This window comes from Erythrobacter oryzae (assembly GCF_030271515.1).
GTDB classification, from domain to species: Bacteria; Pseudomonadota; Alphaproteobacteria; order Sphingomonadales; family Sphingomonadaceae; genus Erythrobacter; species Erythrobacter oryzae.
Window position 1 is genome coordinate 266196 of the sequence record NZ_JASCXI010000004.1, and the last position, 22106, is coordinate 288301.

25 protein-coding genes are annotated in these 22106 nt (G+C 69.0%); 10 read left to right on the plus strand and 15 right to left on the minus strand.

The genetic code is table 11. The annotated features are described in order from the left end of the window. Positions 1 to 18: 18 nt before the first annotated feature. The gene (locus PFX90_RS13880) at positions 19 to 735 is read right to left on the minus strand and encodes a uroporphyrinogen-III synthase (RefSeq protein ID WP_285713155.1); all 717 of its coding nucleotides are present in this window, start codon (positions 733 to 735) and stop codon (positions 19 to 21) included. Then, on the minus strand, positions 732 to 1673 hold the full coding sequence (gene hemC / locus PFX90_RS13885; protein ID WP_285713157.1) for a hydroxymethylbilane synthase: 942 nt from the start codon (positions 1671 to 1673) through the stop codon (positions 732 to 734). The genes PFX90_RS13880 and hemC overlap by 4 nt, the downstream gene beginning before the upstream one ends. 44 nt (positions 1674 to 1717) lie before the next feature. Between hemC and tsaD the strand changes: the two genes are divergently transcribed. The 8 genes from tsaD (at position 1718) to PFX90_RS13925 (ending at position 9684) form a co-directional block, all read left to right on the plus strand. Continuing rightward, positions 1718 to 2791 (plus strand): tRNA (adenosine(37)-N6)-threonylcarbamoyltransferase complex transferase subunit TsaD, encoded by a 1074-nt coding sequence (tsaD, locus tag PFX90_RS13890; RefSeq protein ID WP_285713158.1) that lies wholly within the window; start codon positions 1718 to 1720, stop codon positions 2789 to 2791. Next, positions 2788 to 3789 carry an NAD(P)H-dependent glycerol-3-phosphate dehydrogenase gene (locus PFX90_RS13895; protein ID WP_285713160.1) on the plus strand — a complete coding sequence of 334 codons (1002 nt, stop codon included), beginning with the start codon at positions 2788 to 2790 and terminating at the stop codon, positions 3787 to 3789. Before tsaD ends, PFX90_RS13895 begins: the two co-directional genes overlap by 4 nt. Next, entirely contained in the window at positions 3786 to 5318 is a 1533-nt protein-coding gene (locus PFX90_RS13900; RefSeq protein WP_285713161.1) for a lipopolysaccharide biosynthesis protein, read from the plus strand. Before PFX90_RS13895 ends, PFX90_RS13900 begins: the two co-directional genes overlap by 4 nt. A gap of 77 nt (positions 5319 to 5395) precedes the next feature. Next, positions 5396 to 5968 carry a helix-hairpin-helix domain-containing protein gene (locus PFX90_RS13905; protein WP_285713162.1) on the plus strand — a complete coding sequence of 191 codons (573 nt, stop codon included), beginning with the start codon at positions 5396 to 5398 and terminating at the stop codon, positions 5966 to 5968. A gap of 73 nt (positions 5969 to 6041) precedes the next feature. After that, positions 6042 to 6398 carry a response regulator gene (locus PFX90_RS13910; RefSeq protein ID WP_285713163.1) on the plus strand — a complete coding sequence of 119 codons (357 nt, stop codon included), beginning with the start codon at positions 6042 to 6044 and terminating at the stop codon, positions 6396 to 6398. Between the two features lie 98 nt (positions 6399 to 6496). Then, positions 6497 to 7132 (plus strand): maleylacetoacetate isomerase, encoded by a 636-nt coding sequence (maiA, locus tag PFX90_RS13915; protein ID WP_285713596.1) that lies wholly within the window; start codon positions 6497 to 6499, stop codon positions 7130 to 7132. 25 nt (positions 7133 to 7157) lie between these two features. Continuing rightward, positions 7158 to 8168, plus strand: a complete 1011-nt coding sequence (locus tag PFX90_RS13920; RefSeq protein ID WP_285713164.1) for a fumarylacetoacetate hydrolase family protein — start codon at positions 7158 to 7160, stop codon at positions 8166 to 8168. A gap of 64 nt (positions 8169 to 8232) precedes the next feature. Further along, positions 8233 to 9684 carry an NAD-dependent succinate-semialdehyde dehydrogenase gene (locus PFX90_RS13925; RefSeq protein ID WP_285713165.1) on the plus strand — a complete coding sequence of 484 codons (1452 nt, stop codon included), beginning with the start codon at positions 8233 to 8235 and terminating at the stop codon, positions 9682 to 9684. A 287-nt stretch (positions 9685 to 9971) separates the two neighbouring features. On the opposite strand, the gene PFX90_RS13930 is transcribed toward PFX90_RS13925, so the two are convergent. The 9 genes from PFX90_RS13930 to PFX90_RS13970 all read right to left on the minus strand — a co-directional run bounded on the left by PFX90_RS13930 (position 9972) and on the right by PFX90_RS13970 (position 16855). Beyond that, the gene (locus PFX90_RS13930; protein ID WP_285713166.1) at positions 9972 to 11138 is read right to left on the minus strand and encodes an alpha-hydroxy-acid oxidizing protein; all 1167 of its coding nucleotides are present in this window, start codon (positions 11136 to 11138) and stop codon (positions 9972 to 9974) included. A 70-nt stretch (positions 11139 to 11208) separates the two neighbouring features. After that, a complete protein-coding gene (locus tag PFX90_RS13935) occupies positions 11209 to 11556 on the minus strand; it encodes a thiol-disulfide oxidoreductase DCC family protein (protein ID WP_285713167.1) in 348 nt (115 codons plus the stop codon). After that, a complete protein-coding gene (locus PFX90_RS13940; protein ID WP_285713169.1) occupies positions 11553 to 11687 on the minus strand; it encodes a DUF2474 domain-containing protein in 135 nt (44 codons plus the stop codon). The genes PFX90_RS13935 and PFX90_RS13940 overlap by 4 nt, the downstream gene beginning before the upstream one ends. Further along, positions 11687 to 12682: a cytochrome d ubiquinol oxidase subunit II gene (gene cydB, locus PFX90_RS13945; protein ID WP_285713171.1), complete on the minus strand. Its 996-nt coding sequence runs from the start codon at positions 12680 to 12682 to the stop codon at positions 11687 to 11689. Before cydB ends, PFX90_RS13940 begins: the two co-directional genes overlap by 1 nt. Next, complete coding sequence (locus PFX90_RS13950; protein ID WP_285713172.1) at positions 12682 to 14145, minus strand: cytochrome ubiquinol oxidase subunit I; 1464 nt, start codon at positions 14143 to 14145, stop codon at positions 12682 to 12684. Before PFX90_RS13950 ends, cydB begins: the two co-directional genes overlap by 1 nt. 133 nt (positions 14146 to 14278) lie before the next feature. Beyond that, positions 14279 to 15061: a sulfite exporter TauE/SafE family protein gene (locus PFX90_RS13955; protein ID WP_285713173.1), complete on the minus strand. Its 783-nt coding sequence runs from the start codon at positions 15059 to 15061 to the stop codon at positions 14279 to 14281. Continuing rightward, positions 15058 to 15480, minus strand: a complete 423-nt coding sequence (locus tag PFX90_RS13960; protein ID WP_285713174.1) for a DUF6691 family protein — start codon at positions 15478 to 15480, stop codon at positions 15058 to 15060. The genes PFX90_RS13955 and PFX90_RS13960 overlap by 4 nt, the downstream gene beginning before the upstream one ends. Continuing rightward, positions 15477 to 15926 (minus strand): YeeE/YedE family protein, encoded by a 450-nt coding sequence (locus tag PFX90_RS13965; RefSeq protein WP_285713175.1) that lies wholly within the window; start codon positions 15924 to 15926, stop codon positions 15477 to 15479. Before PFX90_RS13965 ends, PFX90_RS13960 begins: the two co-directional genes overlap by 4 nt. Next, entirely contained in the window at positions 15923 to 16855 is a 933-nt protein-coding gene (locus tag PFX90_RS13970) for an MBL fold metallo-hydrolase (RefSeq protein WP_285713176.1), read from the minus strand. The genes PFX90_RS13965 and PFX90_RS13970 overlap by 4 nt, the downstream gene beginning before the upstream one ends. A gap of 75 nt (positions 16856 to 16930) precedes the next feature. On the opposite strand from PFX90_RS13970, the gene PFX90_RS13975 reads away from it, so the two are divergent. Both PFX90_RS13975 and PFX90_RS13980 read left to right on the plus strand, forming a co-directional pair. Then, a complete protein-coding gene (locus PFX90_RS13975) occupies positions 16931 to 17563 on the plus strand; it encodes a peroxiredoxin (protein ID WP_285713178.1) in 633 nt (210 codons plus the stop codon). Beyond that, a complete protein-coding gene (locus PFX90_RS13980; RefSeq protein WP_285713179.1) occupies positions 17560 to 17910 on the plus strand; it encodes an ArsR/SmtB family transcription factor in 351 nt (116 codons plus the stop codon). Before PFX90_RS13975 ends, PFX90_RS13980 begins: the two co-directional genes overlap by 4 nt. On the opposite strand, the gene PFX90_RS13985 is transcribed toward PFX90_RS13980, so the two are convergent. From PFX90_RS13985 to PFX90_RS14000, 4 genes are all read right to left on the minus strand, one after another. After that, positions 17907 to 18548: a hypothetical protein gene (locus PFX90_RS13985; RefSeq protein ID WP_285713180.1), complete on the minus strand. Its 642-nt coding sequence runs from the start codon at positions 18546 to 18548 to the stop codon at positions 17907 to 17909. The genes PFX90_RS13980 and PFX90_RS13985 overlap by 4 nt on opposite strands. Positions 18549 to 18586: 38 nt before the next feature. After that, a complete protein-coding gene (locus tag PFX90_RS13990; protein WP_285713182.1) occupies positions 18587 to 19591 on the minus strand; it encodes a sterol desaturase family protein in 1005 nt (334 codons plus the stop codon). Positions 19592 to 19726: 135 nt separating this feature from the next. Next, positions 19727 to 20638, minus strand: coding sequence for a response regulator (locus tag PFX90_RS13995; RefSeq protein ID WP_285713183.1), 912 nt, complete (start codon positions 20636 to 20638; stop codon positions 19727 to 19729). Then, positions 20628 to 22103 carry an ATP-binding response regulator gene (locus tag PFX90_RS14000; RefSeq protein ID WP_285713185.1) on the minus strand — a complete coding sequence of 492 codons (1476 nt, stop codon included), beginning with the start codon at positions 22101 to 22103 and terminating at the stop codon, positions 20628 to 20630. Before PFX90_RS14000 ends, PFX90_RS13995 begins: the two co-directional genes overlap by 11 nt. Positions 22104 to 22106: the final 3 nt, after the last annotated feature.

A 22106-nucleotide genomic window follows, 5' to 3' on the forward strand; every position in this document is an offset into this window, starting at 1 on the left:
TGGCTCCGGCGCACGCTGCTACGGCTGCCGGGGCGGGATGGGGGGAATGGAGCGCGCCTCTCGGCACAAGTCAAATGCCAATTGCAGAAGGGTGCGCTCGTCGGGGGTGGCAGAGGTGTGGATCGCGGCCCAGCCCTCCCCCGCGGCGGCGGCGATGCGCGGGCCGAGCGCGGCGAGGGTGATGGTCTCGCGGGGCAGGCCAAGGCGATCCACCTCGGCAGCGAAATGCGCGGCGGTGGCGGCGGAGTGGAGCAGGACCAGCGCTTCGCCCGAGGCCAGCAGCGGCGCGGCAGGGTCGAGCGGCAGGGGCTCGCTGCGATAGGCGATCACCTCGGCGAAGGTGACGCCCGCGGGCGGCGAAAGCGGCACGTGCTCCTCGCCAGCGATACGCAGCAGGTGGCAGGGGGCGGAGATGGCGTCGAGCACGCCTTGCAGGCCGCCGCTGCCGGTCAGGGCGACGGTGAACCCGGCTGCGCGGGCGGCGGCCGCGGTCGCCTCGCCGACGGCGAAGACGGGCTTGGCGGCGAGGCGGGCAAGCTCGGGGCCGCCGTGGAGGATGGCGTTGGCGCTGCCGATCAGCAGCCCGTCGACGCCCGCCGGATCGGGGCAGTCCCAGGCCAGAGGACGGATCGCCGAGAGCGGCAGGCCGGTGATGGCAAGGCCGAGGTCGCGGGCCTTCCCGAGGGTCGCGGCCAGCCCCGGCTCGGGGCGCAAGGCGAGGAGGTGAACGCTCAAACCGCCGCCCGGAAGTGAGCGGTGACGCTCTCCGGCGCACGGGCGAGCAGGTCGGCGGCAAGCGCCTCGACCGCGGCGTGGTCGCCCGGAGCGAAGGTCGCGGTGCCCTCGACCCGCTCGGCCCCGTCGGGCGAGAACAGCGCGGCGCGCATGGCGAGGGTCTCGCCCGCGCCTTCGCAAAGCACCGCGACGGGCGAGTGGCAGGTGCCGCCCAGCGCCGCGAGCAAGGCGCGCTCGGCCTCCAGCTCGGCACGGGTGGGGGCGTGGTCGATGGCGGCGAGGAGCGCCGTGGTGGCGGCGTCGTCGGCGCGGCACTCGATGGCGATCACGCCTTGTGCGGCGGCGGGGATCCACTGGGCGGACGACAGGGGCGTGCCCACCTCGGACTGCTCGAGCCGCTCGAGACCCGCCGCGGCAAGGAAGGTGACGTCTGCCTCGCCCTCGGCAAGCTTGCGCAGCCGGGTGGCGACATTGCCGCGGAAGGTCACGACCTTGCAGTCGGGCCGCAGGTTCAGGAGCTGCGCCGCCCGGCGCGGGGCGCTGGTGCCGACAGTCGCGCCGTGGGGGATCGCGGCGATGCTGGCTGCGCCCACCAGCGAGTCCCTCCGGTCGGCGCGGGGCAGGAAGGCGGGGAAGTGGAAGATGTCGGGCCGGATCGTCTCGACGTCCTTGGCCGAGTGCACCGAGAGGTCGATCCGCCCCTCGCCCAGCCACTGGTCCAATTCCTTGGTCCACAGCGCCTTGCCGCCGATCTCCGAGAGCGGGCGGTCGAGCACCTTGTCGCCGCTCGCGAGCACGGGGACGAGCTCGACCTCCTCCTCGGCCCAGCCGTGGGCGGCGCACAGGCGCGCGCGGGTCTCGAAGGCCTGCGCCATCGCGAGCGGGGAATTGCGGGTGCCGAGGCGGAGGCGCGGTTCGGTTCGTTCAGGTTCAGTCATGGCCGCGCTTGCTCTAGCCCGCACAAGGACTAGATGGAAGCCGGATGGGTTCAGCAGCACACACCTTGGACACGCGCCTGGTACTCGGCATCGAATCGAGCTGCGACGAGACCGCGGTCGCGCTGGTGCGCGGCGACGGGACGATCGTGGCGCAGGCGATCGCCAGCCAAGAGGCCGAGCACGCCCCCTATGGCGGGGTCGTGCCCGAGATCGCCGCCCGCGCCCATGCCGAGCGCCTCGCGCCGATGCTGGCGAAGGTGATGGGCGATGCGGGGGTCGGCCTCGACGAGGTCGACGCGATTGCCGCCACCGCGGGGCCAGGGCTGATCGGCGGGGTGATGGTCGGGCTGGTGAGCGCCAAGGCGCTCGCGATGGCGAGCGGCAAGCCGTTGCTGGCGGTCAACCATCTGGAGGGCCACGCGCTCTCGCCGCGCCTTGCTGATGCCGAACTCGCCTTCCCCTATCTGCTGCTGCTGGTCTCGGGCGGGCATTGCCAGATCCTCGCCGTCGAGGGCGTCGGGCAATACCGCCGCCTTGCGACCACCATCGACGATGCACTGGGCGAGGCCTTCGACAAGACCGCCAAGATCCTCCGCCTCGGCTACCCCGGCGGGCCTGCGGTCGAGCGGCTGGCGCTGGAGGGCGATCCCCATGCGGTGCCCCTGCCCCGCCCGCTCAAAGGATCGGGCGAGCCGCATTTCTCCTTCGCCGGGCTCAAGAGCGCGGTGTTGCGCGCGGTCGAGAGCGGCGCGCACGCCCCCGCCGACATCGCCGCGAGCTTCCAGCAGGCGGCGGTCGAGTGCCTGATCGACCGGCTCGAGCGCGCGCTCGAGGCAGCAGGCCCCTTCCCCGCGCTGGTGGTCGCGGGCGGGGTGGCGGCCAACAAGACGGTGCGCGGCGCGCTCGAAACGCTCGCGGGCCGGCACGGGATGCGCTTCACCGCCCCGCCGCTCGCCCTGTGCACCGATAACGCCGCAATGATCGCCTGGGCGGGGCTCGAACGGCTTGCGCAGGAGGGTGCGGACTTCGCAGGCGACCCGCTCGATTTCGTCGCTCGCCCGCGCTGGCCGCTCGATCCGGCAGCCGAGGCTGTGCGCGGAGCGGGGTATAAGGCATGACGGACAAGCAAACCATCGGCGTCATCGGCGCAGGCGCATGGGGCACCGCGCTCGCGCAGATGCTCGCGAGCGACGGGCGCGACGTCATCCTGTGGGCCTACGAGCCCGAGGTGGTCGCCGCGATCAATGCCGAGCATCGCAATCCGCTTTACCTCCCCTCGGCCAGCCTCGCCCCGACAATCCGCGCGACCGGTGATCTGTCCGACCTTGCCAGCCTCGACATCGTGCTGGTCGTCACCCCGGCGCAGGTGCTGGGCCGCGTGCTGTCGGGCCTCCCCGCCTGCCCGCGCGATCTGGTGCTGTGCTCCAAGGGGATCGAGGCGGGGACCGGGCGGATGATGTTCGATGTCGCCGCCGAGGCCGCGCCAGACAGCGAGATTGCCGTCCTGTCCGGCCCCACCTTCGCGCATGAAGTCGCCGCGGGGTTGCCGACCGCTGTCACCCTCGCCTGCGATGGCGGCCTCGAACAATGGGAGCGGCTCGCCCCCGCCCTCGCCCGCCCGACTTTTCGCCCGTACTACTCCGACGACGTGATCGGCGCGGAGATCGGCGGGGCGGTCAAGAACGTGCTCGCCATCGCCTGCGGGGTGGTCGACGGCCTCGGCCTTGGCCAGAACGCGCGGGCGGCGCTGATTGCGCGCGGCTATGCCGAGATGCTGCGCTTCGGCGAGGCGCTGGGAGCGCGCGCCGAGACACTCAGCGGATTGTGCGGCCTCGGCGACCTGGTGCTGACCTGTTCCTCGACCTCGAGCCGCAACTTCAGCCTCGGCAAGGCGCTGGGAGAGGGCGCGTCCTCCGCCAACCTGATGGCCGACCGCCGCACCGTCGCCGAGGGCGCGCACACCGCCCCCGTGCTGGCCGACCTCGCAGCGAGCCGCGGCATCGCCATGCCGATCGTCGCGGCGGTCGATGCAATCCTCAAGGGCGAGGACGCCCGCGCCGTGGTCGCCGCCTTGCTCGCCCGCCCGCTGAAGGCCGAACGGGACCAGCGCGCTTGACCTCGCCCCCCGCCGCCTCCCCTGCCGACGACGCCGACGATCTCGCCCAGCTCGCCAAGGGGGGGCGGACGAACACCTTGGGCTTCGTCATCCGCCTGATCGCGCGCATCCCCTTCCTCGTCATCGCCACCCGCCTCTACGGCGCCGAGGCGCTGGGGCGCTTCGCCTCGGCGATGGTGCTGATCGAGATCCTCGCGCTGGTCTGCTCGCTGGGCGAGAAGCGCGGGCTGGCGCAGCGCCTGTCCGAAGGTGCGGGCGAGGATCGGGGAGCGGAAACCAACCTCGTCTACGACGGCATCCTGCTTGCGCTTGCGTGGTCGGCAGTGGCGGCGGGCGTGCTGCTGGTCTTCCCCGAGCCGATGTTCCCCAACGGCATGAGCTCGGAATGGGACATCTGGCTGGTCGCGACCATCCCCGCCTTCGCCGTCACCGAGATCCTGCTGGCCGCGCAGGCCTACCGCTTCGACATCGCCACCACGGTGCGCGCGCGGGCGGTGGTCGAGCCGTGGGCGATCTCGATCGGAGCGGGTGTGTTCTTCCTTATCCCCGCCACGCGCGAGGGAGGGCTGGCGCTCGCCTTCATCGCCTCGATCTATGCCGGGCTCTTCACCGCCCTGTGGCCGTTCCTCAGGAGCTATGGCCTGCCGCGCGGGTGGCAGCCGCACCCGCGGGCGATGGCGGCGATGACCGCGCGCGCCTTCCCGCTGGTGGGGGCCGACGCGATCGAGCGCGGCACGCGGCTGCTCGACATCTTCATGCTCGGCCTGTTCGCGCCCCCGCAGGCGGTCGGCATCTACTACGCCGCGCAGCAGATCGCCTCGCTGCCGCAGAAGCTCAAGACCAGCTTCGAGCCGATCCTCTCGCCCGTCATCACCAAGAACCTGCGCACCGGCAACATGGAAGCGATCGCGGCGCAGGTGCGGCAGGTGGGGTTCTGGATCATCGCGATTCAGCTCGGCATCGCGCTGATGCTGGGCGTGCCGGGCGAGGCGGTGATGGGCCTGTGGGGGCCGGACTATGTCGCGGGCACCGCCGCGCTCGCCTTCCTGCTGGCGGCCGAAGTGGTCGCCTCGATGGCGGTCGTCTCGGAAAGCGTGCTGGTCTACATCGCGCGCAAGCGCAATCTGGCGATCTCGGTCGCGATCATTGCCTTGCAAGGGGTGCTGACGATCATCTTCATCAGGCTGGCGCAGGACGCAGGCCTCGGGCGCGGCTTTCAGGCGGCGGGTGCGGCGGGCGCGCTGATGGTGGCGCTGGCGGTCTCGAGCCTCGTCAAGGCGCTGCTGCTGAAGCGCCTGCTGGGCGCAGCCGTCTCGAACTGGCGCTGGGCGCTGGTCTATGCGGCAGCGCCCGCGGTGGTGGTGGGCTATGCCTTCACCTGGGCGCCCGAATGGATCGAGCTCGTCGTCGGCGTCCCCGCGATCCTCGCCACCTATGCGCTCGTCGTCTGGCGGCGCGGTTTCGGCGAGGAGGACAAGGTGCTGTTCCGCAAGCAGGTCGTCCCCGATCCGGCGACCGACCTGCCCTGATCTCGTGCATGGGCGAAGCGCCCGCAGGCTGCTAAAGCCCCGCACTGTTAGCGATTCTTCCCGGAGCCTCCGCCCCCATGTCCGCCGATCTGACCGCCTATCTCCCGCTGATCGTCATCGCGCTGGTCGCCCTCGTGGTGCTGGTGTGGATCATCAGCCGCACCAACCGCCGCGCGCGGATCACCGACGAGGACGGCGCGCCCGGCATCTTCCGCGACGTGCTCGAGGAAGGCGCCGCGCCCGCCGCGCGCAACCAGGCGCTGATCGACGCGCCGCGCGGGGTCGAGATCATCCAGGGCGAGCTGTCGGCGATGGCCAATACGCAAGCCACCGCCGCCGCGCCGCTCGGCACCGACGAAGAGGCGGGTCCCGCCCCCGAGCCCGCCCCCACCCCGGCCGCTGCGGGCCCGGCCGACGATCTCACCCGCATCAAGGGCCTCGGCCCCAAGCTCGCCGCGCTGCTCGGCGAATTCGGCATCACCACCTTCGCCCAGATCGCCGCCTGGACGCCGGACGAGATCGAGCGGATCGACGCCAAGCTCGGCCGCTTCTCCGGCCGGATCGAGCGCGACCAGTGGGTCGAACAGGCGAAATTGCTCGCGGCGGGCGACGAAACCGGCTTCACCGCAAGATTCGGCAATAACGGATGAGATTCCGGGAAGTTTGACGTCCAAACCGTGATACAGTCCCCGAAATGGGATTCGTTGACGCGGGAGAGGGCCGATGGCTTTGCGAATCTTGGTGGCCGAAGACGAGTTCATAACCGCCTTCGATCTGTGCGATACCTTCGAGGAAGCGGGCTATGAGGTCGAAGGGCCGCATGCCGGCATTTCCTCCGCGATGCTCGCCTGCCAGAAGGAGCGCCCCGATGTCGCGCTGCTCGATATCGAGCTGGTCGACGGGCTGAGCCTCGAGCTGGCGCAGAAGCTCCTCGACGAGAACGTGCCGGTGATCCTCCACTCCGAACCCGAAGACACACGCGCGCTGGCGATGCGCTTTCCCAAGGCGACGACGCTGGTCAAGCCCTGCCCCCCGGCCAAGCTGCTGGGCGCGGTAAGCCGGGCGCTGACGCCGGCGTGAAAGGCTGACTTCGGGACAAGCGGGGATCGCGCGGTCGTGCCCGAACGCGCACCCTTGCCCCTCTGCCTGAACCCTGCGATGGCAGGCCCATGAGCACGATGAAACTCTACGGCTACTTCCGCTCTTCGACTTCCTACCGCCTGCGCATCGCCCTCAATCTGAAGGGCCTCGCCTTCGAGAACATCCCGGTCGATCTGCGCACCGGGGCGAACAAGGCCGAAAGCTTCACCGCCCGCAATCCCTTCGGATCGCTGCCCATGCTCGATGCCGACGGGCGTGACCGGGCGCAGTCGATGGCGCTGCTCGAATGGCTCGACGAGGCCTATCCGCAAGCCCCTTTCCTGCCGAAGGACATCGAGGCGCGCTACACCGTGCGCGAGCTAGCCTACGGGATCGCGACCGAGATCCACGCGGTCAACAATCTGCCGGTGCTCAAATATCTGAAAGACCCGCTCGGCCACACGCAGGACGAGATCGACGTCTGGTATCGCACCTGGCTGAAGCGCACGCTCGACCCCGTGGAGGCGCGGCTGGTGCAGCTGGGGGCGGGCGATTTCCTCCACGGCGATGCGCCGGGACTGTTCGAGATCGTGCTGATCCCCCAGCTCGCGAACGCGCGGCGCTTTGCCTACGACCTGTCGGCGAGCCCCCACATGACCCGCATCGAGGCCGCCTGCCTCGCGCTCCCCGCTTTCCAGGCGGCGCACCCCGACAGGCAGATCGACGCCGAATAAGAACACGTCTCGGGAGGACACTTCAATGAAACTCGCAACCCTCGACAACGGCACGCGCGACGGCATGCTGGTGGTGGTCAGCAAGGACCTCACCCGCTGCTGCGCGGCGGGCTACATCGCGCCGACGATGCAGGCCGCGCTCGACAACTGGGAGCGGGTCGCGCCCGAGCTCGAAGTGCTCGCCCGCGATGTCGAGCATGAGACCGTGCCGTGCGAACGCTTCCACGAGCGGCAGGCCCACTCCCCCCTGCCGCGCGCCTACCAGTGGGCCGATGGTAGCGCCTATATCAACCATGTCGAACTCGTGCGGCAGGCGCGCGGGGCCAAGGTGCCCGAGAGCTTCTATCACGACCCGCTGATGTATCAGGGCGGCTCGGACTCCTTCCTGCGCCCGCGTCAGGACATTCCCTTGGGCGACCCCGCATGGGGCTGCGACATGGAGGGCGAGATCGCCTGCATCACCGGCGATGTGCCGATGGGTTGCACGCCCGAAGAGGCCGCCGGGCACATCCGCCTGCTGATGCTGGTCAATGATGTGTCCCTGCGCGGTCTGATCCCCGCCGAGCTGGAGAAGGGCTTCGGCTTCTTCCAGTCCAAGCCCGCCAGCGCCTTCTCGCCGGTCGCGGTGACGCCGGACGAGCTGGGCGCGGCTTGGGCCGACGCGCTCATCCACCTGCCGTTGATGGTGGACTTGAACGGCCAGCCCTTCGGCCGGGCGAACGCCGGGGTCGACGCGACCTTCAACCTCGCGCAGCTGGTCGCCCACGCGGCCAAGACGCGCAATCTGGCGGCGGGGACGATCATCGGCACCGGCACGGTCTCGAACAAGGGCGCCGACGGCGGCCCCGGCACGCCCGTGGCCGAGGGCGGCGCGGGCTATTCCTGCATCGCCGAAATCCGCATGATCGAAACCATCCGCGACGGCCAGCCCAAGACGCCGTTCATGCAGGCGGGCGACACCGTGCGGATCGAGATGCGCGACGATCACAACCACTCGATCTTCGGGGCGATCGAACAGCACGTGGTGGCGATCTAGGGGGTTGTCCTGATCCCTCCCGACCCCACCTAAAGGCCCCCGCCCCCGACCGAAGGAAACGCCGATGACCGCCTACCCCGCCCTCAAGTTCCTCATCAACGGCGAGTGGATCGAGACGGGCGACGCCGGGACGATGGCGGTGATCAACCCCGCGACCGGCGCGGAAATCGCTCAGTGCCCCAAGGCCGGCCCCGCCCAGCTCGACGCGGCATTGAAGGCCGCAGGCGATGCCTTCCCCGCATGGAGCGCGACCTCGGGGGCCGAGCGTCACGCCATCCTGCGCCGCGCCGCCGATCTGCTGCGCGAGCGCGCGCCCGAGATCGCCCGCGTCGTCACTGCCGAAATGGGCAAGCCGCGCGCGCAGGCGCTGGGCGAGATCACCGGTTCGGTCGACGTGATCCATTTCCTCGGCGAGGAAGCCAAGCGCCGCGGCGGGCGGCTGATCCCGACCCGCGGCAGCCAACTGATCGCGCAGATGGTGACCCACGAACCCATCGGCCCGGCGGTGCTGCTGACCCCGTGGAACTTCCCGGTGAACCTCCCCGCCAAGAAGATCGCGGGCGCGCTCGCGGCGGGGTGCACCGCGATCCTCAAGCCCGCCGAGAACACGCCGGGAAGCGCGCAGCTGCTGGTCGAATGCTTCGTCGATGCGGGCGTGCCTGCGGGCGTGCTGGGCCTCGTCCACGGCGACCCCGGCCCGATTGCCGAGCGCCTCGTCGCCTCGCCCGTCACCCGCAAGGTCAGCTTCACCGGATCGACCGCTGTCGGCAAGCAGCTGGGCGCGCTCGCCGCAACCCACATGAAGCGCTTTGCGCCCGAGCTCGGCGGCCATGCGCCGGTGATTGTCAGCAAGCACGCCGATGTCGCGCGCGCGGCGGCGATGTGCGCGGGGACCAAGTTCCGCAACGCAGGCCAGGTCTGCGTCTCGCCGACGCGGTTCCTGGTCGCGCGCGAGATCTACGACAGCTTCGTAGCCGATTTCGCGGCGGCGGCGAGCAAGCTCAAGGTCGGCGATCCGGGCGCGGACGAGAGCGTCGACATGGGCCCCCTTGCCCACGCGCGGCGCATTGCCGCGATGGAGCAGGTGGTCGCCGATACGGGCGGCAATCGCGGCGAGGTGGTGACCGGCGGCGCGGCGATCCCGGGCAGCGGGTTCTTCTTCCAGCCCACCGTCATCGCCAATCCCGCGCCCGACAGCCGCTTCATGACCGAGGAGCCCTTTGGCCCGATCGCGGGGATCGTTCCCTTCGATACCATCGAGGACGCGGTCGGGATCGCCAACAGCTTGCGCTACGGCCTTGCCGCCTATGCCTTCTCGGGCAATCTCGACGAGGCACATTACCTCGGCAAGGCGCTGCGGGCCGGGATGGTCGGGATCAACCAGCTGATCGTGTCCTCGCCCGAGACCCCCTTCGGCGGGGTCGGCGACAGCGGGTTCGGATCGGAAGGGGGCGAGGAAGGCTACCTCGCCTTCACCGACACCAAGCTGGTGATGCTCGCCAAATCGGGCGGGTGAGGATTACCCGAAGAACCGCAGCAGCAGCGACTTGGGCTTTTCCATCGGCTGAAGGCGGCCATAGCGCGCGCGGCGCGAGTGTTCATTCGACAGGCAAACAGTGCGGCGCATGGGATCCGGTCCGCTGGACCAGATAGTCGGCTTTTCCATTGTTGCGTCCCCGAATCGGCGGCTTTGTTATCTTGCGATAGTTAACACCAAACCTGTGGATAAAACGAGTCCTAACGCCGTATTGCGCAAAAACCGTTACCAACAGGTCAACAGCCAAAGCCCCGGGGCGGCGCAGGCTAACGGTCGGTGCGCCGCACTCCGGCCGCGCGCACGTCGGCGAGCGTCGGATAGCCATTGACCGCCATCAGCAGATCGGTCTCGGCAAGGATCGAGCGCAGCACCCATGCGGCTCCCTCGGCCCCGCCCAATGCGAGGCCATAGGTATAGGGCCGCCCGACGCCGACCGCGCGCGCGCCCATCGCCAGCGCCTTGACCGCATCGGTCCCCGAACGCACGCCGCTGTCGAACAGCACGGGGGTGTCCCCCGCCGCCGCGACCACATCGGCAAGGCAATCGATCGCCGCGATCCCGCCATTGGCCTGCCGCCCGCCGTGGTTCGAACAATAGACCGCGTCGGCTCCGCTATCGACCGCGCGGCGCGCGTCGTCGGGATGGCAGATGCCCTTGAGGACGATGGGGAGCTTGGTCACAGACTTGAACCACGCCATGTCCTCCCATGTCAGCACCTGCCCGAAGGTCGCGGCCCAGGTGAAGATCGCCGCGGCCGGGTCTTCCTCGGGCGGCCGGGCCAGCAGCGAGCGGAACACGGGATCGGTGAAGTAGTTCTGCAAGACCTTGCCGCGCAGCTGCGGGAAGTTCGACGCATTGAGATCGCGCGGCCGCCAGCCTGTCACCCAGGTGTCGAGCGTCACCACCAGCGCCTTGTAACCCGCCTCCTCCGCGCGGCGGATCAGGCTGGTGGCGAGTTCCTTGTTCTTGGGGGTGTAGAGCTGGAACCACGCGGGCGTGTCCCCGCAGGCGGCCTTCACCTCCTCCAGCGGATCATTCGCGAGGGTCGAGGCGCAGAACGGCACCCCCGTCAGCGCCGAGGCGCGCGCGGCGGCCATGTCGCCGTGGCGGTCCTGCGAGGCTTCTCCGTTCAACCCGATGGGGGCCATGAACAAGGGCGTCGGGTAGCGGTGGCCGAACAGCTCGATGGAGAGGTCGCGGGTCGAGCAATCGACCATCATGCGCGGCACCATGCCCCAGTGGTGGAAGGCCGCCGCGTTCTGGTCCTGCGTGTGCTCGTCCCCGCAGCCGCCCGCGACATAGTTGGTGAGCATCGGCCCCAACGCCTCGTGCGCGCGCTTTTCCAACGTGGCGAAATCGACCGGGTAGGTGGGCAGGATGCCCTTGAGGCCGGCGTTGTAGATCTCGTTCTGCATCGCGCCGAAATAGGTCATGGCGGCGGTTCTCTCCCTTGTGTTTGGAAGGGAGAAAGCCCCAAGCGCCGCCCAAGGGCAAGCGCTATTCTCAGGCGAACAGGCGTTGCAGCCGCGGGCGCAGCCGCAGGAAGCGGATGTAGAGCGCCTCGAGCAAGCGCAGCACGCGGGGGTTCCTTGCCGCCAGCCCCAGCGGGCGCAGCAGCGGGATCGCGCGCCACATCGCGGCGAAGGCCGCCGCGCCGTCGTGGATCACCCCGTCCTCCTCGGCATGGAAGCGCGCGAGGAGCTGGGCGCGGTCGACGGGGCAGGACGGGTCGCTGCCCTCGGCGACATCGATGAAGGTGATCCGCCCGCGCCGGTCGAGCCGCCGCATCACCGCGATCTCGCGCAGGCACAGCGGGCAGGCGCCGTCGTACCAGACCTTCAGGCGGCTCATGGCGCGATCCACAGGCGGATGATCCAGGCGACCGCGCCGAGCACCGCGACGCTCGCCGCCCAGATGCCGACCATCCACAGGAGGCGCTGCCAGAGCGGCTTTTCGGGCTCCATCTCCGGCGGGGCAAGCATCAGTGATACCCCTCGTCAGCCACCTTGCCGCGGAACACCCAATAGGCCCAGGCGGTGTAGGCGATGATCAGCGGCAGGGTCAGCGCCACGCCGACCAGCATGAAGGCTTGGCTTCGGTAAGGCGCGGCGGCCTCCCAGATGGTGACGCTCTCGGGCACGGCATAGGGCCAGATCGTCACGCCCAGCCCGCTCATGCCGAGGAAAAACAGCGCGATCCCCAGCCAGAAGGGTTTCGAATTGCGCTCCTTCAGGATCGCCCGCAGCATCGACAGCGCAACGATCGCGGTCAGGATCGGCACCGGCGCGACGTAGTAGATCTCGGGCGCGGAGAGCCAGCGGGCGGCGTACTCGGCATTCAAGGCAATGTTGTAGAGGCTCACCGCCCCCATCAGCACGACCGTCGCCGCGCCCCAGCGGATCGCGAGCTTGCGGGCGTGGGCCTGCTCCTCACCGTCGAGCTTCCAGATCAGCCACGCGGCGCCGAGCAAAGCATAGCCTGCCACCGTGCCGAAGCCGGTCAGCAGGGTGTAGGGGGTGAGCCAGTCCCACCAGCTGCCCGCATAGGCGCGATCCACAACGTCGATGCCTTGCAGCAGCGCGCCCAGCGTCATCCCCTGCGCCAGCGCGGCGACGAAGCTGCCGCCCGAGAAAGCGACATCCCAGAACTTCTGGTGCGCCGGGTCGCGCCAGCGGTATTCGAACGCCACGCCCCGGAACACGAGGCCGAGCAGCATGGCGATGATCAGCGGATAGGTCGCAGGCAGGATCACTGCATAGGCCAGCGGGAAGGCGGCGAACAGGCCCCCTCCCCCCAGCACCAGCCAGGTCTCGTTCCCGTCCCACACCGGCGCGATCGAGTTCATCGCGCGGTCACGCTCGCGCCCCGGCTTGAAGGTCGGGAAGAGGATGCCGATGCCGAGGTCGAAGCCGTCCATCACCACATAGGCGAAGACGGCGAAGGCGATGATGAAGGCCCAGACGACGGTGAGGTCCATCAGGCGGGCTCCTTGTCGGTCGAACCGGGTTGGGGATCGGTCGGCAGGGTTTCCTCGCCGCCCGGGTTCTGTGTCGGCCCCGGGGTGATCCCGGCAGTGCGGATCGGGCCGACATCGCCGCGCTTGACCCCGTATTCGCCCGGCTGCGGCGCCTTGCCCATGAGCTTCAGGATATACCACACGCCGATGCTGAAGACGGTGAAGTAGACCACGATGAAAGCGAGCAGCGAGGCCGCCACGGCAGGCGCATCGAGCGGGCTCGCCGCGTCAGCCGTGCGCAGCAGGCCGTAGATCACGAAAGGCTGGCGGCCCACTTCAGTGGTGATCCATCCGGCGAGCACGGCGGCGAAACCGCTCGGCCCCATCAGTACGGCAGCGCGGTGGAGCCACGGCATGTCGTAAAGCCGCCTGCGCGCGCGTCCCCACAAGCTCCACAGCCCGATCCCGAGCATCGCAAATCCGATGCCGACCATGATGCGAAAACTCCAGAACACCACGCCGACCGGCGGCTCGCGGTCATCGGGGATGGTGTCGAGCCCCGCGAGCGGCGCATCGAGATCGTGCTTCAGGATCAGCGACGACATCTTGGGAATTTCGATGGCGTAGCGCACGGTCTTGGCTTCGCTGTCGGGGATGCCGAACAGGATCAGCGGCGCGCCATCGGGGTGGCTCTGGTAATGCCCCTCCATCGCCATCACCTTGGCGGGCTGGTGCTCGAGCGTGTTCAAACCATGCATGTCGCCCGCAAAGATCTGCGCCGGGGTGACAATTGCCGCCATCCACATCGCCATCGAGAACATTTTTCGCGCATGCGGGTTGGCGCGGTCCTTAAGGAGGTGCCACGCGCCGACCGCGCCGACCACGAAGGCGGTGGTGAGGTAGGCCGCCATGACGGTGTGGACGAGACGATAGGGGAAGGAGGGGTTGAAGATGATCGCCGCCCAACTCTCGCCGGGCAGATACTGGCCGTTCTCGCCGATCAGGTAGCCGGTCGGCGTCTGCATCCAGCTGTTGACGCTGAGGATCCAGAAGGCCGAGACGAAGGTGCCCAGCGCCACCATGAAGGTCGCGAAGAAGTGCAGCTTCTTGCCGACCTTGTTCATCCCGAACAGCATCACGCCGAGGAAGCCCGCCTCGAGGAAGAAGGCGGTCAGCACCTCGTAGGCCATCAGCGGGCCGATGACGGGCCCCGCCTTGTCGGAGAACACCGACCAGTTGGTGCCGAACTGGTAGGACATCACGATCCCCGAGACGACGCCCATCGCAAAGGCGATCGCGAAGATTTTCAGCCAGTATTTGAACAGGTCGAGATAGACGCTCTTGCCGGTCTTCAGCCACAGCCCCTCGAGCACCATCAGATAGCTCGCGAGGCCGATCGAGAAGGCGGGGAAGAAGAAGTGGAAGCTCACCGTGAAGGCGAACTGGATCCGCGCGAGCAGCAGGGCGTCGAGTTGGTCGAACATGACTGGCAGCTAATCCCTCAGGGCTCGCGATCAATTGCAATCGCTGCACACGATATACGGTTTGCCGGCGAAAGGGTTGCACCGCCGGGCGAATTGGGGGGAGCCCGGCGGTGCAGGGTCAGGCGCTTGGGGACTAACCCCACAGCGCCTGTCCACTCTTGAAGAGCATGTAGAAAGCCACCGCGACAATCAGCAGCGCGAAGATCGTCTTGAGCTGCCCCCCTGCGGCAAGGCGGTGCGAGGCGCGGGTACCGATAAGGCCGCCTGCCGCTCCCCCGGCGATGAACACACCGGCAAGGCTCCAGTCGACCAGACCCGAGGCGGCGTAATTGACCGCCGTCGCCAGCCCGAAGGCGGTGACCGCGACAAGGCTGGTGCCGACGGCGTTCACCATCATCATGTCGGTCGAAGCGATCAGGCCCGGCACGATCAGGAACCCGCCGCCAATGCCGAAGAACCCGCTGAACGCGCCGGTGCCGAGGCCATAGGCGATGAGCTTGGGGGCATTGTCGCGGCCGAGCCTGACGCCAGGGTCGCCTTGCGCCTTGCGGCTGCGCAGCATCAGCGCGCCCACCACCAGCATCAGCAGCGCGAAGAGGACGAGCAGTTTCTCGCCGTCCACGCTCTTGCCGAGGGTCGAACCGGCGAGCGCGCCGATCACGCCGAAGGCCGCGTAGACCGTCCCACAGGGCCAGCGCACGTCGCCCGCCCGCGCGTGCTGGGCGAGGCCGATTGCGGCATTCGCGGCGACCGCGAGCGCGCTGGTGCCGATCGCGACGTGGGGGTTCGTGACGCCAACCAGATAGACCATCAGCGGCACCGCGAGGATCGACCCGCCCCCACCGACCAAGCCCAGCGTGAAGCCGACCAGCACGCCCGACAGCGCGCCGAGCATCAGGTGCAGGGTGTCGATCATGCGCCTCTGGCTTCCCACAGACGCGCGATCCCCATGCCGACAAGCATCGCGGCAACGAAGATCGCGGCCGGCACCGGCGCGATCGCGAGCGCGGCGAAGCCCGGGCCGGGGCAAAGCCCTGCGATGCCCCAGCCGATCCCGAACAGCGCCGAGCCGCCCACAAGCCGCGCGGTGATGTCGGAGCGGTCGGGCAGCGAGAACCCCTCGGCAAAGGCCGGGCGCTGCATCCGGCGCTGGATCGCCCAGGCGAACGCCATCACCGCCACCGCTCCGCCCATCACGAAGGCGAGCGTCGGGTCCCAGGCTCCGAAGAGATCGAGGAACCCCCGCACCCGCGCCGGATCGGTCATGCCGCCAATGGTCAGCCCCGCGCCGAAGATCGCGCCCGAGACGAGCGGGAGGACAAATGCGCGGATCATGGCAGCACAGCGAGGCCGAAGGCGTTCATCGCCGCCACGGTCGCAAAGCCGGTCGCCATGAAGGTCGCAACCGCCACCAGCGAGCGCTGCGAGAGGCGGCTCATCCCGCACACCCCGTGCCCGCTGGTGCAGCCGCTGCCGAGGCGGGTGCCGACGCCGACTATGAGCCCGGCGACGATCAGCGTCACCGGGCCGGCAAAGGCGGGCACGGCGGCTCCGGTCAGGTGCATCACGATCGCGGCGCCGAGCGGCAGACCCAAGAGGAACGCGAAGGCCTGCCCGCGGGGGAGCGAGCTCTCGGCCAGGCCAAAAGCGCGCGCCGCGATGCCGGAGACGCCCGCGATCCGCCCTGCGCCCAGCAGCATCAGCGCGGCGGCAAGCCCGATCAGCCCGCCGCCGATCAGGCCGGCAACCGGCGCGGCATCGGGAAATCCGGGCAAGGTCATACCGCGTTCACCGGCAGCTTGAGGTAGGTGACGCCGTTCTCTTCCGGCGGGGGCAGGTGCCCTGCGCGCATGTTGACCTGCACGCTCGGCAGGATCAGGCGCGGCATGGCGAGGGTCGCGTCGCGGCCCACGCGCATCGCCACGAAATCGTCCTCGGCGATGCCGTCATGCGCGTGGACATTGCCCGCACGCTGCGCCGCGACGGTGGTCTCCCACACATAGTCGCTGCGACCCTCGGGCAGGTAGTCGTGGCACATGAACAGCCGCGTCGCGGGCGGGAGCGCGAGGATGCGGCGCAGCGAGCGAAACAAGGCTCGCGCGTCGCCGCCCGGGAAGTCGGCGCGCGCCGTCCCGTAGTCGGGCATGAACATGGTGTCCCCCACGAACACCGCATCGCCCACAAGATAGGCGATGCAGGCGGGCGTGTGGCCGGGGACGTGCATCACCGTGACCGGCAGCGCGCCGATGGTGAAGCTGTCGCCGTCGCGGAACAGCACGTCGAACTGCGATCCGTCGCGCGCAAATTCGGTGCCGGCGTTGAACAGCTTGCCGAACACAGCCTGCACCCGCGTGATCTCGGCGCCGATGGCGATTTTCCCGCCGAGCTGCTCCTGAAGATAGGGCGCGGCCGAGAAGTGATCGGCGTGAGCATGGGTCTCGAGCAGCCATGTCACTTTCAGATTTTGCGAAGTGACATGGGCGATGACCGCGTCGGCGGAGGTGGTCGCGGTGCGGCCCGAGGCCGGATCGAAATCGAGCACCGAGTCGATGATCGCCGCCTCGCGGGTCGCGGGATCGTGGACGACGTAGGTCACGGTGAAGGTGGCGGGATCGAAAAAGCTCGCGATTTCGGGGCGCAAGGCGGGGTCGGCGGCGGCGTTGGTGGCTTGCGCGATGGCTTGGTCCAGCACACGATCGGGGCTGCTCATGGCGATATCTCCAATCACTTTCATAAATCGTGTATATGTATTGCAATGCCTTCGGTCAAGGTCTATGCTATCCGCATGGATCAACCCGCCGCTCCCCCGCGCATCGGCGACCTCGCCCCGGACTTCGAGGCGCGCAGCACCGTCGGCCCCGTCCGGCTCTCCGCCCACCGCGGCCGCTGGCTCGTGCTGTTCTCGCATCCGGCGGATTTCACCCCCGTGTGCACCACCGAATTCGTCGCCCTCGCCCGCGAGGCTGACGCGTTTGCCCGGCGCGGCTGCGACCTGATGGCGCTCTCAGTCGACAGCCTCTTCGCCCACTTCGCGTGGCTGCGCATGATCCGCGACCGCTTCGGCGTGGAGGTGCGCTTTCCCATCATCGAGGACCCGACGCTGGTGATCGCCCGCGCCTTCGGCATGGTCTGCGCCGCCGACCGCGACAGCGGCGCGGTGCGCTCGACCTTCTTCATCGACCCCCACGGGGTGATCCGGGCGATGACCTGCTATCCGGCGAACCTCGGCCGCTCGATCCCCGAGATGCTGCGCATCCTCGACGGCTTGCAGGCGGTCGACGCGAAAGGCGCCCTCGCCCCTGCCAACTGGCACCCGGGCGATCCGCTGCTCGAACAGCCCGGCCACGATCTCGACGCGGTGTTCGATGCCGAGGAGGCGACCGCGTGGTTCCTGCGCGAGACGGGGCCCGCCGCATGATCGCAGAGGGGCCCCTCGTCGAGGCATTGAAGGCGCTCGCCCACCCCCTGCGCTGGCGGATCCTCGCCGCGCTGGCAGGGGCTGAGCGCAATGTCGGCGAGATCGAGCAGGCGACCGGCATCGGCCAGCCCGCGCTCTCGCAGCAATTGGGCGTGCTGCGCAAGGCGGGGCTGGTGGTGACCCGCAAGGATGCCAAGCTGGTGTTCTATTCGCTCGAAGCCGAGGCGCTCGCCGCGGTCAGGCAAGCCCTGTCAGGCCTTGCGCCGGGGCAGCCCGCCCGCGCACCCGCCCCGTCGCCGCAGCGCACCAGCGCCCCCGGCGTGGCCAATTTCGCGCGGCTGTCCTAGGCGGCGGGCGGCGGGCCGGCGAGCGCCGCGCGCAGGCGTCGGCGGACAAGGAAGGGCTCGAGCCAGCGGCCGACCAGATAGATCGCCGCGAAGATGCCCGCGAGCACATAGCCCTCGGTCGGCGAATGGCGGCCCTCGTCCTTCTTCTTCTCGTCCTTCTTCTTCTTGCTCGGGTCTTCGGGCGCGGGCGCGCCGAGGAATTCGTCGACGGGGTGGAGCTTCTTCGCCACCGGGGGCTTCTTCTCGTCCTTCTTCTCCGCCTTTTCGCTGGCCTCGGTTCCCGACGCCTCCCATGCGTTGATGGTGACGGCGAGCTGGGCGAAGCCGAGGAACAGCAGCGGGGCGAGGAAGCACAGCAGCAGCGCGTGGCTGAACAGGTCGAAGCGCAGCACCGCGCCCGCGCCCGCCTGCTCGATCCACATCCGCCCGCGGGTGAAGGTCGCGAGCTTGTCCTGCGCGGCGGGGTTATGCTTGGCGTAGGTCAGCACCCCGCCCTCTTCGGTCATGTCGGTGCCGGGGGTGCGCAGCAGCGGATCGATCCGCGCGAAGGCCTCGGCCGCAGACATGCCCGGATCGATCGGCACCGCGCCGCGCACGCGCCAGATATTGTCGATCAGCGGGAGGCTCAGCCCGGGCATGGCACGGCGCGGTGTTTCGAACGTTCCGGCGGCCCCGCTCACTCGGCCGGTTCCAGCGCGGGCTGCATCGCCCCGCCGCCAAAGCGCCTGGCGAACCACGCCTTGGTCGAACGCCAGCCTTCACGGAAGGGGAAGATCATCGTCTCGCCGATGTCCATCCGCCGCCCGCCTTCCATGCCGAGCACTTCGGCCTCGCCGTCGACGCAGGTGCCGAACATGCGGTCCCAGATGATCCAGGTGCCCGAGTAGTTGCTGCGGGTCGCCTCGTAGTCCTGCGAGTGGTGGACCGAGTGGTGCTCGACCGTGTTGAAGATGAAGCGCCACCAGGCAGGCGTGTTGAAGCGCACGTTGATGTGCTGGTAGACGCTCACCGTCATCCCGATCGCGCCCGCCAGCAGGAAGGCGCGCGGCAGGAAGTCGAAGAAGCCGCCGATGCCGAGGCCGATCAGGAACAGCTCGACCGGATTGCCGACCGCGCCCTTCTGGACATTGAGCTGGGTGATGTAGTGGTGCGGCGCATGGGTCAGCCACAGCGGGTACCAGTTGTGCATCGCGCGGTGCATCCAGTACTGGCCGAAGTCGAACAGCATCGAGATGATCACCGCCTGCACCAGCAGCGGCAGGCCGGTGAACCAGTCGAACTTCTTCCAGTCGAAGGCGCCTTGCACCGCTTCTACCATCGCGCCGTCGCCGATATAGGCATCGACCATGCGCAGGAAGGTCATGCCGAGCGCGACGTAGAACACGTCGGTCGCGAATTCCTTCCACGTCAGCTGCCAGCTGCGGTAGCGCGGGTTGACCCATTCGAGCACCAGCAGCAGCACCGTCCAGCCGAGCCGGATCGCGATCGCGGTCGAGGCGACGGCGAGCCAGTTGGGCGCGTAGTACCAGAAGGCGATCGCGGCGAAGAGCATGAAGGGCTGGAAGTAGGTGAAGACGAACTGCTTGATCGGCCCGCCTTCGACCTTGCCGATATTCTCCCAGCCGACGGTCACGGGCGCATCGGCTCCGATGATCCGCTTGCCAACCTGAACTCCGGCCATGACGCACCCCTGCTTGAGAAAGGTTCAATTCCTAGGCCACCAGCCATGGCAACCTCGCGCGCGCGAGGAAGTGGGCAAATGACGTAGAACTCTGCGAACCCGAAACAAGTAACTGATTTGGAACGTCTTAGCCGGTCAGTCAGACATCAGTCTGACGGCAATCGCGGTCGCTGCCGCGCGGGTTTCGACCCCCAGTTTGCGGAACACCTGTTCGAGGTGCTTGTTGACCGTGCGCGGGCTTATACCAAGGATCTCGCTGATCGTCTTGTTGGTTTTGCCATAGCTCACCCACAAGAGCACTTCGGCCTCGCGGCGGGTGAGGCCGGCCTGCTTCTGGAGCGCGGCGATCTTGCCGTCCTCGCGCACCTCGGTGAGCTTCACCAGCACCTCGCCCGGACGGTCGCTTTCGAGCAGGACGAGGTCGATCTCCATACCGCGCACGCTGGCGCGGATCGTGGCGGCGGGCTGCACGCTCTCGCCCGCGGTGAGCTGCGCTACCGCATCGGCAAGGGCCTCGGGAAGCCGCGCGCTCTCGGGCGTCCACGCAGGGTCGATCGCGAGGAACAGGCTGTCGGCCTGCGGGGTTGACCAGGCGAGCGCGCCGCCCTCCCCCAGCGCCGCAAGGCTGCGCCCCGCAAAGCCCAGCGCGAGGCGCGAGCGGTGCGCGCCGCGCGCATTGGCGAGGTGGACGCGGATGCGCGCCAGCAACTCCTCGACCACGATCGGCTTCCTCACATAATCGACCCCGCCCGTGCCGAGCGCGGCGACGACGTGTTCGGGATCGTTGAGGCCGGTGAGGAAAATCACCGGGATATGCGCGGTCTTGGGCGTGCGCTTGATCGCCTGCGTGGTCTCGATCCCGCTGATCCCGGGCATCACCGCATCCATCAGGATGAGATCGGGCTGCACCTCGCCGAGCAGTTCCAGCGTCGCCTCGCCACTGCGCGCGATCAGCACGGTCATGCCCTCGGCATCGAGGGTGTCGACCAGGAACCGGAGCGAGTCCGGGTTGTCGTCGACAACGAGGATGGTGTCCCTATGCGGCATCGGCTTGCACCATCTTGGCGAGGCCCGCGAGCGCCTTCAAGTCGAAGCTGTCGAGCGCGGCGCGCATCCTTTCGGCGAACGGCACGGCTTCGGGGGCGAGCGCGGCGAGCGCGTCGATCTCGGCCTCGATCGCGCGGACATGGCCGATCCGCACCAGCCGCTCGATCTCGGCACAATGGGCTGCGGCGACAGGGGCGATCACCAGCGGGAGCGACGGCGCAGCCGGCGCTTCGGGCGCGGCCGCACGCGGTTCGCCCGCGGCGCGCACCCATTCGACGCCGAGCTGGTCGGCGACACAATCGAGCAGGTCGTCGAAGGCGAAGGGCTTCAGGATGAGGGTGTCGTGCGCATCGCCCTCGACCAGGTGGACCTCGCCCGAGAGCATCACGATTCTGAGCGCCGCGCCGTGGCGGCGGCGCAGCTGGGCGGCGATCTCCCAGCCGTTGTCGGCCCCGAGCGCGACGTCACACAGCACCAGATCGGGCTGGAACTGCGCGGCCGCCGCGAGCGCGCTCTCGCCGTCGCTGGCGGTGCGCACCTGAAAGCCCAGCGGCTCGAGCAGCCCGCGCACCACCGCGAGATGCGCCGCGTCGTCGTCAATCAGCAGCACCCAGCGCTCGCGCCCGATATAGCCCGTCACCGCGCCAGCCTCGGGCGCGGGTTCGGACGGCGGGGTGAGCGGCTGCGAGAGCATCAGCCGCACGGTGAAGCGCGATCCCTCGCCGGGCCTGCTGTCGAGCCGGATCTCGCCGCCCATGATGTGCACCAGCGCCTGCGTGATGGCGAGGCCGAGCCCGACGCCGGGACGCTCCGCGGCAGCACTGCCGACCCGCTCGAAGGGCGCGAAGATGCGCTCGGCATCCTCGGGCGCGATGCCAATGCCGGTGTCGATCACGGTAAAGGTCGCAAGCTCGTTGCGGTAGTCGACCTTGAGAGTGACGCTGCCGTGATCGGTGAACTTGATGGCGTTGGCGATGAGGTTGATGAGCACCTGCCGCAAACGCTTGGGATCGGCGTGGACGAATTCGGGCAGGCGCTCCGGCCGCTCGAGCACCAGCGCGAGGCCCTTGGCCTGCGCCTGCAAGTCGAGCATCGCGATCAGCTGGTCGAGGAATTCGGGGAAGCGGATCGCCTCGCGCGACAGCGTCATCGCCCCGCCTTCGACCTGCGCGATATCGAGCAGGCCTTCGACGAGGTGCGCCAAGTGCTCGGCGCTGCGGCGGATCACACGGGCGGCGGAGAGCGCGTCCTTGCCCTCACCGCGCTCGATCAGCTGGGCGTAGCCGTAGATCGCGTTCAAGGGCGAGCGGATCTCGTGGGCGACGCTGGCGAGGAAGCGGGTCTTGGCTTCGTTGGCGGCCTCGGCGGCGTCACGCGCAGCGGCAAGGCGCGCAAGCGCCTCCGCCTCGGGGGACGCGGGCTCGCCCCCCTCTCGCTTCAGCCAATCGAGGATCCGCCCCGCCATCCG